Annotated in this window: 7 protein-coding genes; all 7 read right to left on the reverse strand. The window is 58.5% G+C overall.

Annotation, left to right across the window (positions count from 1 at the left end; genetic code table 11):
• Positions 1–136: 136 nt before the first annotated feature.
• The 7 genes from ACWXWJ_RS01830 to ACWXWJ_RS01860 all read right to left on the reverse strand — a co-directional run bounded on the left by ACWXWJ_RS01830 (position 137) and on the right by ACWXWJ_RS01860 (position 6,662).
• Complete coding sequence (locus ACWXWJ_RS01830) at positions 137–892, reverse strand: hypothetical protein (protein WP_473963358.1); 756 nt, start codon at positions 890–892, stop codon at positions 137–139.
• A 106-nt stretch (positions 893–998) separates the two neighbouring features.
• Positions 999–2,735: a DNA repair protein RecN gene (gene recN, locus ACWXWJ_RS01835; RefSeq protein ID WP_473963359.1), complete on the reverse strand. Its 1,737-nt coding sequence runs from the start codon at positions 2,733–2,735 to the stop codon at positions 999–1,001.
• Positions 2,736–2,737: 2 nt separating this feature from the next.
• Complete coding sequence (locus ACWXWJ_RS01840; RefSeq protein WP_473963360.1) at positions 2,738–3,718, reverse strand: NAD kinase; 981 nt, start codon at positions 3,716–3,718, stop codon at positions 2,738–2,740.
• A complete protein-coding gene (locus tag ACWXWJ_RS01845) occupies positions 3,715–4,566 on the reverse strand; it encodes a TlyA family RNA methyltransferase (RefSeq protein ID WP_473963361.1) in 852 nt (283 codons plus the stop codon). Before ACWXWJ_RS01845 ends, ACWXWJ_RS01840 begins: the two co-directional genes overlap by 4 nt.
• Positions 4,566–4,742, reverse strand: coding sequence for a hypothetical protein (locus ACWXWJ_RS01850; protein ID WP_473963362.1), 177 nt, complete (start codon positions 4,740–4,742; stop codon positions 4,566–4,568). Before ACWXWJ_RS01850 ends, ACWXWJ_RS01845 begins: the two co-directional genes overlap by 1 nt.
• Positions 4,743–5,750 (reverse strand): HAD-IIA family hydrolase, encoded by a 1,008-nt coding sequence (locus tag ACWXWJ_RS01855; RefSeq protein WP_473963363.1) that lies wholly within the window; start codon positions 5,748–5,750, stop codon positions 4,743–4,745. It abuts the gene before it with no gap.
• A gap of 3 nt (positions 5,751–5,753) precedes the next feature.
• Complete coding sequence (locus ACWXWJ_RS01860; RefSeq protein WP_448308492.1) at positions 5,754–6,662, reverse strand: tetratricopeptide repeat protein; 909 nt, start codon at positions 6,660–6,662, stop codon at positions 5,754–5,756.
• Between the last annotated feature and the right edge of the window lie 219 nt (positions 6,663–6,881).

Below are 6,881 nucleotides of genomic sequence, written 5' to 3' on the forward strand. Positions count from 1 at the left end.
GTGGTGTAGCTCGAGAGCTTCGAGTTTTGAAGTCGTAACAATTTAAGAGAAGCCCCCGCCTGCTTTAAGCTTTGTTTAACTCGATGCAAAGCAGAAATATGAAATTTGATCATTTTCCCCACCCGTTATCTAAAACCTATGAAACGTTATCGAATACTTGAAAGAACCATTCCGAAAGTTGGCATACTTCGCGAATATCTTTACCGTTATTATAAAATCCACTCAGAGTATAGAAACTTACATTATTTATATCTTGGGCAACTCCACATTCATCATCCTTGCCTCCCTCTTGAAGTCCGATCAAACGAACATCAGACCTACTGGCGTCATAACTAACCTTTTTAGAAAATCGCTGAATCGGCCGATCAGGATCCAGAACCAAACTAAAGATCTCAGCCCTAAAAGGTCCTTGAACAGGGTCAATTTCTGCGAAATGGCAACTGTACATAGGTCCCACATCTCCAGTTACATGAAGCTCAAACCCCACCTCCTTCATTCGCTCTACAACCTTTTCGTCGCACACATCAGGAAGCCCCTCCAAAGGATCGTTCGGTCTTTGCCCCTTCAGCTTCGGCAACTCAAGCGGATCTCCCACGAATTTCTGCGATTCCCACACATAGTGTTCCCACGGATTCTCCGGCTCCGTTTCGAACCAGACCCCCTTGTGCCCTTCAGGTTTTAGCACACGGCCATCCGCCTGTGCTCCTTCCGGAGCCTGGTTATCCACAGGGAAATCGTCTGTGGATAAGCCTCCACTCTTGGCATAGTCCCCGCTCACAGCACCTTCAGCCTCTTCGTTGCCACAAGCTGCCACAGCAAATCCAAAAAAAATTAAAAATACGCTTGCCACCACACGTCGCACTAGAAAATCCCCCTCATTCACCTCATGCACGGATCGTTTCGGGCACCCGCTCCCCCTTTAACACTGCACTACTGTAGCGCCGATCACAGTGCGGTGCCCGCGGACTACAAAAATTTTTAAGTCCCACTCCCCCCCCCTAAGACCGCAGCGCTGCCTTAGCTTCCTTTGCCATTGCCATTAGTTCTTCGGCGTGAGCCCGCCCCGTTTCAGACTCCAACCCTGCCAACATACGAGACAGCTCTTCTGTCCGTTCATCCTCGCTCAGCGTGCGGACCGAGGAGGTCACCGAATCCTTTGACGTCGCCTTAGCCACATATACATGGGCGTCACCAAATGCGGCGACCTGTGGCAGGTGAGTTACGACAATGACCTGATTCTCGATCGCGAGCTTAGCCAGGCGCCGCCCAATCTCCACAGCTGCCTTGCCACCGACGCCCGCATCGACCTCATCGAAAACCATCGTGCGACCACCGTCCGAACCTGCAGCCAGTACAACCTCCAGCGCCAGCATCACGCGCGAAAGCTCACCGCCAGAAGCCGAACCCGCCAGTGGGTTCACATTGCCACCCTGCACCAGCTGGAACTCCACCTCGTCGATGCCGTGCGGCCCGAGCTCGCTCGCCTTCTCATCCGCTTTCTCACCAGGCTGCCGCACGTCCACACGAATCTCGGCGGACATGTGCAGCCCCCGGATCTCTTCAGTAACGGCCTTGGAAAAATTTTTCGACGCCCTCACGCGTGCCCCAGAAAGCTTGCCCGCGATCGCGCTCGCTGCCTCCCGCGCAGAGGCGACCTCATCTTGCAGCTTCTGCAGCGCTTCATCGGAGACGTCCATCGACTCCAGCCGCTCGCGCGCCTGATCGCGCCATGCCAGGGCACCGTCAACGTCCACGGCGTACTTACGCAGCTCCCGTAGCTGTGTTTGGCGCTGCAGCAGCCCGTCGAGTTCATCGGGGTCCGGCACGTCCAACAGTGCCTGGCCGATTTCGGAGGAGATATCGCCTAGCAACACCCCAACCTCATTTAGGCGGTCAGCAAGATCTGAAAGAGTATCTCCCTCATCGTCCGGATCGACCAAACCGGATAGTTCGTTAGCCGCTTGGGATACCAGCGCACTGGCGCCTTCGGAATCGCCAAAGTCATCGCCTGTTCCCATTCCGTCCAAACCATCCAGCGCCGCTTGGGCACGCTGAAGTCCGGCACGGATATCGTCTGCAGCCTGCAAACGCTTAATCTGCGCCTTAACCTCAGCGTCCTCGCCGGGCTGCGGATCAATGTCGTCGATAGCCTCCACCGCACGCTGAAGCGTTTCGCTCTCTAGGGCAAGGTCGCGGCGGGCTGCCATGCGACGGCGCAGATCCTTATCCAAGCGCAACCATTCGGCGCGCTTTTCCCTGTACTCGGCCACAGTGTCAGCTAATCCGGCATAGTCATCCAACGCGCCGAGTTGGCGCACGGGATCCAGCAGTCGCATCTGATCGTTCTGCCCGTGGATCGTAATTACATGGCCAGCGAATTCCCCCAGCACGCCCGCCGCCACGGTCTTTCCAGCCAGGTGCGCACGGGAACGACCCGTGGCGTTGACCGTGCGCGAAGCAATCACTTCACCTTCGTCAATATAGCCACCGACCTGATCCACCAGCTCCTCTACTGCTGGGGAATCCGCAGAGAATATACCCTCCACGCTGGCCTTATCAGCACCATTTCGCACACGGGAAGCGTCTGCGCGATGCCCCGAAAGCAAGCGTAAAGAGCTCACAACCATCGTCTTACCAGCGCCAGTTTCGCCGGTGACGACGCTCAAGCCAGTGGAAAACTCCGCCGTCGCTTCCTCAATCACGCCGAGGTTGCGAATGTGTAGTTCGTGCAGCATTGCTAGTGACGCGGACCCCTCCAGCCCGTCACAGGCAAACGGAACTTATGCACCAGGCGATCAGTGAAAGGTGCGGAATCCAGACGTACCCACCGCACCGGCTGCGGGCCACGGCGAATCTCCACGCGGGCGCCAGGGGGCATGTGAATCTGGCGGAAACCATCCATAACCACCGTTGCGGGCGAGGTCGATGGGTTCGTCTCTACTGCCACCATCGAATTCGGGGAAACCACCAGCGGGCGGCTGAACAGCGTGTGTGCGTTGCTGGTAACCACCAGAATCGCATCCAGCTCCGGCCACAGAACCGGGCCACCTGCACTGAAGGCGTAGGCGGTGGAGCCGGTGGGCGTCGATACCAAAACACCGTCGCAACCGAACGAGGAAACAGGCCGCTTGTCGACCTCCAGGATCGTATCCAGGACACCCTGGCGGTTCAGGTTCTCTACCGAACACTCATTGAGCGCCCAGCCCGTGCCCAGCACACGACCATCCATATCGCGGGCAGTAATGGAAAGAGTCATGCGATCCTCGATGCGATAGTCGCGATCGATCACGCGATCCACGGCCTCCTGCAGGGACTCTTGTTCCCACTCTGCAAGGAAGCCGATATGGCCCATGTTGATGCCGAGAACCGGTACATCCGCGGAATGCGCAATATCGGCAGCGCGGAGGAACGTGCCATCGCCGCCCAAGACGATCACCATTTCCACGCCCGTGGCCGCTTCCTTGGTGTGGCCAAAGCGCTTAAAGCGGCCCAGGATCTCGTGGCGCGCTACCGGGGCTGGGTCGGCGGTAGCCATCACGCGAACGTTGATGCCGCCCTTTTGTAGCCGAGATGCAGCCTCGGCAGCCAGCCCGAGGTTTTCGTGTACGCCAGTGTGCGCAACCAGCAGGACTTCGCGCTCCGCGTTCTTGTCACTGCCTGTATCGGCGCCGTTGTCGGCACTGCGTTCCGCGCCGTGGTCAGTCCCCGGTGTGGTCACTGCGGCCCCTCCTTAATGGCGGTTGCGATCATCTCGTCCAGGCCGGTGTAGTCAGCCTCTGCACCCATGCTAGGCGAAACCGCAGCGCCGTCCTTGACCAACCAGAGAAAATACTCCACATTGCCACTCGGCCCTGGCAGAGGAGAGGCGACAACGGCCTTCGTCCTCAAACCATACTTCATCGCCTCAATTGCCACGTCGCGGGTAACTTCGGCGCGCAGTTCAGGACTCCGGACCACACCGCCGTGTCCTAGGCGATCCTTCCCCACCTCAAATTGGGGCTTAACCATCGGCAGCAGATCTCCGCCCTGTTTCACACAAGCAGCCAGGGCTGGCAGAACCAAGCGGATGGAAATGAAGCTCAAGTCGCCGACCATCAGATCCACTTCGCCGCCAAGTGCTTCCGGGGTGAGGGTGCGCACGTTCGTACGATCCATAACATCCACCCGGTCGTCGTTTTGCAGCCGCCAGATGAGCTGTCCATAGCCCACATCCACGGCCTTGACCTTCGCAGCACCACGGTCCAGACACACATCGGTAAAACCACCGGTCGAAGCGCCGGCATCCAGAACAGTCTTGCCTGCAAGCGTTAGCCCTTGCGGCTCGAATGCCTCCAGCGCCCCAAGGAGTTTATGCGCACCTCGGCTAGCCCAACGGTCGTCTTCGGATTCCGCCACTTTGATGGAGACATTGCCGTCCACCCCGCTGGCGGGCTTCTTCGCTAACATTCCGTTGACGGTCACACGCCCGGATTTAATCATCTCTTGGGCATGTTCCCGGCTTCGTGCGATCTTACGCGCCACCAGTTCCGCGTCGAGACGCTGCAGCTTGGCACCCCTTTTCGCCATCAGCGCTCGCCTCCGAGTGCCTCGTTAACCACCCGGTGAGCTTCCTCCAACACGGCTGCTTCTTCCGCGCCGTGTACATCACGCGCCAGTAACTCGTCGACGGCCTGTGCTAGCTCTTCTTGTTGACGCCTACCGTCCCCCGACAACATCGAAGGTTTCGGATGCCCCTCTCCCACTTACTTCCAACCTCCTAGTGCCTCCATGGCTTGTGCGTCTGCACCCACAATGTCAATATCCGCAGCGGAGGTGATTTGCGAGATGTCAGGGTTGTCGATCAGCTGCCACGCCTCCGGCGCGGCTACGGCCAGTGCTTCAGCGGCCATGATTTCCACGTCACCAAGTTCACCAGCGGTAACGCGGATACGAGCAGTACCCGGGTCCACGCTGGCGGACCATCCGGCGAGGTGATCCCGTAGGTTACCTGCAATGAACGTTGGCCGGTGGGACGGCGGGGCGTCAATAATTTCGGTGTGGGTAGACACCCCGGTGACGGTGCAGAGAGTATCCATACCTGCTGCATTACCACCGGCGATGTCAGTATCTAGCCGATCGCCGACGGCTAGTGGCTTGGTGGAACCGATCTTCCGAGCAGCAACCAGGAACATGGCGGGGCCTGGCTTGCCTGCGGATTCCGGGGTCACGCCCGTAGCGGAGGTGACGGCGGCGACCATCGACCCGTTGCCGACCATGAAACCGCGCTCCGAGGGCAGAGTCGTATCCAAGTTGGAAGCAAAGTAGCGGGCGCCGAGCTGGATAGCCAAGGCCCCTTCGGAAAGCCGCGCCCAGTCATTATCCGGGCTATGGCCGTGGAAGACGACGTGCGGGTGGTCGTCGGCGGTATCGGTGACGGTAAAGCCTGCATCTGCGACCAACTGTTTGAATGACTCGTGGCCGATCACAAACGCTCGGGGTTGGTCGACGCCGGAATCAGCAATGTACTGCTTGCCGAGGTCGCAGGCCGCCATGGCGGACGTGACAACATGATCCGCGTCGGCCTTAAACCCCATCGAGTTCAGATGTTCCGCGACTTGTTGGGGTGCGCGGGAAGCATTGTTGGTCACGTACATCACCTGGCGACCGGCTAGGCCTTCTGCTGCACCTGGAATCGGGGTATGGCCGGAAAAGACCGTACCGTCGAGATCGGCAAGAAGTGCGTCGTAGTTGTCCAGCAGCGGGTGGGCCATCGGCTATTTTTCCTCGCTTTGGGATGCGGCCTCTTGGTCTTCGTCCAGCTCGGCCAGACGGTCGGACACATCGAGTACTTCTTCGGTATCCATTTCTGCGGCGCGGTTAAACCACTCCACAGCCTCTTTCTTGCGGCCAACGGTTACGAGGGCATCGGCATAAGCGTAGAAAAGGCGCATACGAGTGACATCAGGTGCCTCAGCATTTTCTAGCTGCGCTTCGAGCGCTGAGAGCGCGTCATTTGGATGGTCGAGATCCTGGTGGGCGCCTGCGACGACGATAGCAAGCTCCACCTTAGATTCTGCATCCAGTTGATCCGCTTGGGGATCATTGGCGACATCAAGGGCTTTCTCCGGCTTGCCAAGCCCCCGCTCGCAGTCGGCGAGGACAGGAAGCAGGCCTGGGCCACCGGCCATTCGACGTGCGGCGCGCAGTTCGGAAATAGCTTCCTTCCACTCGCCTGCGTGGTAGGCGACGATTCCGCAGGTCTCGCGTGCCACGGAAACGCGGCCCGCACGATCCTTCGCAGCACGAGCGTGAGCCAGTGCCTTTTCCGGCTCATTATCTAGCAGAGTGGCGGCCATGATTAGGTGCTTCGCCACCATGTCTGCGTTGTCTTTGGACAAGCTGCGGAGTTCTTGGCGTACGGAAGGATCTAGCTCCTTGGGGTCGAGATCCTGAGGCACTTCGGGTTCATTGAGGCGCTTGTTCAGGCGTTCCTCTCGGTAACCTGCGCGCTGAGGACCACTGTGCGGACCGCGTTGGGTATCCCAGTTAGAGCTGCGCTTTTTGTTGGAGTTACGGTTTGGGCGCCCGCCGCGGTTGGGCTTGAATCCACCCTTGTTGCGGAATTTGCCATCACCCTGTGGTCGTCCTCCACGACCGCGATTGTTGTTTGAATTCTCAACCATGCTTGGGAGTGCACCTTCCGTCGTCTATTTGTCTTCGGGTTTTCGGGTCCGCCCCGTGAACCTTATCAATCCTAGTTTCCTGCGTTGCGGCGGCGCAATCGAGCTGGGCTTTGTGGGGACGCCTACTTGTCCGCAGCAGCGCAGTTAGACATAAAAAAATGAGGTGTGGGTTGCTGTAACCCTTTAAAAGGCTACAACGACCCACACCCCATCTTTTAC

The organism is Corynebacterium sp. p3-SID1761, assembly GCF_055862885.1.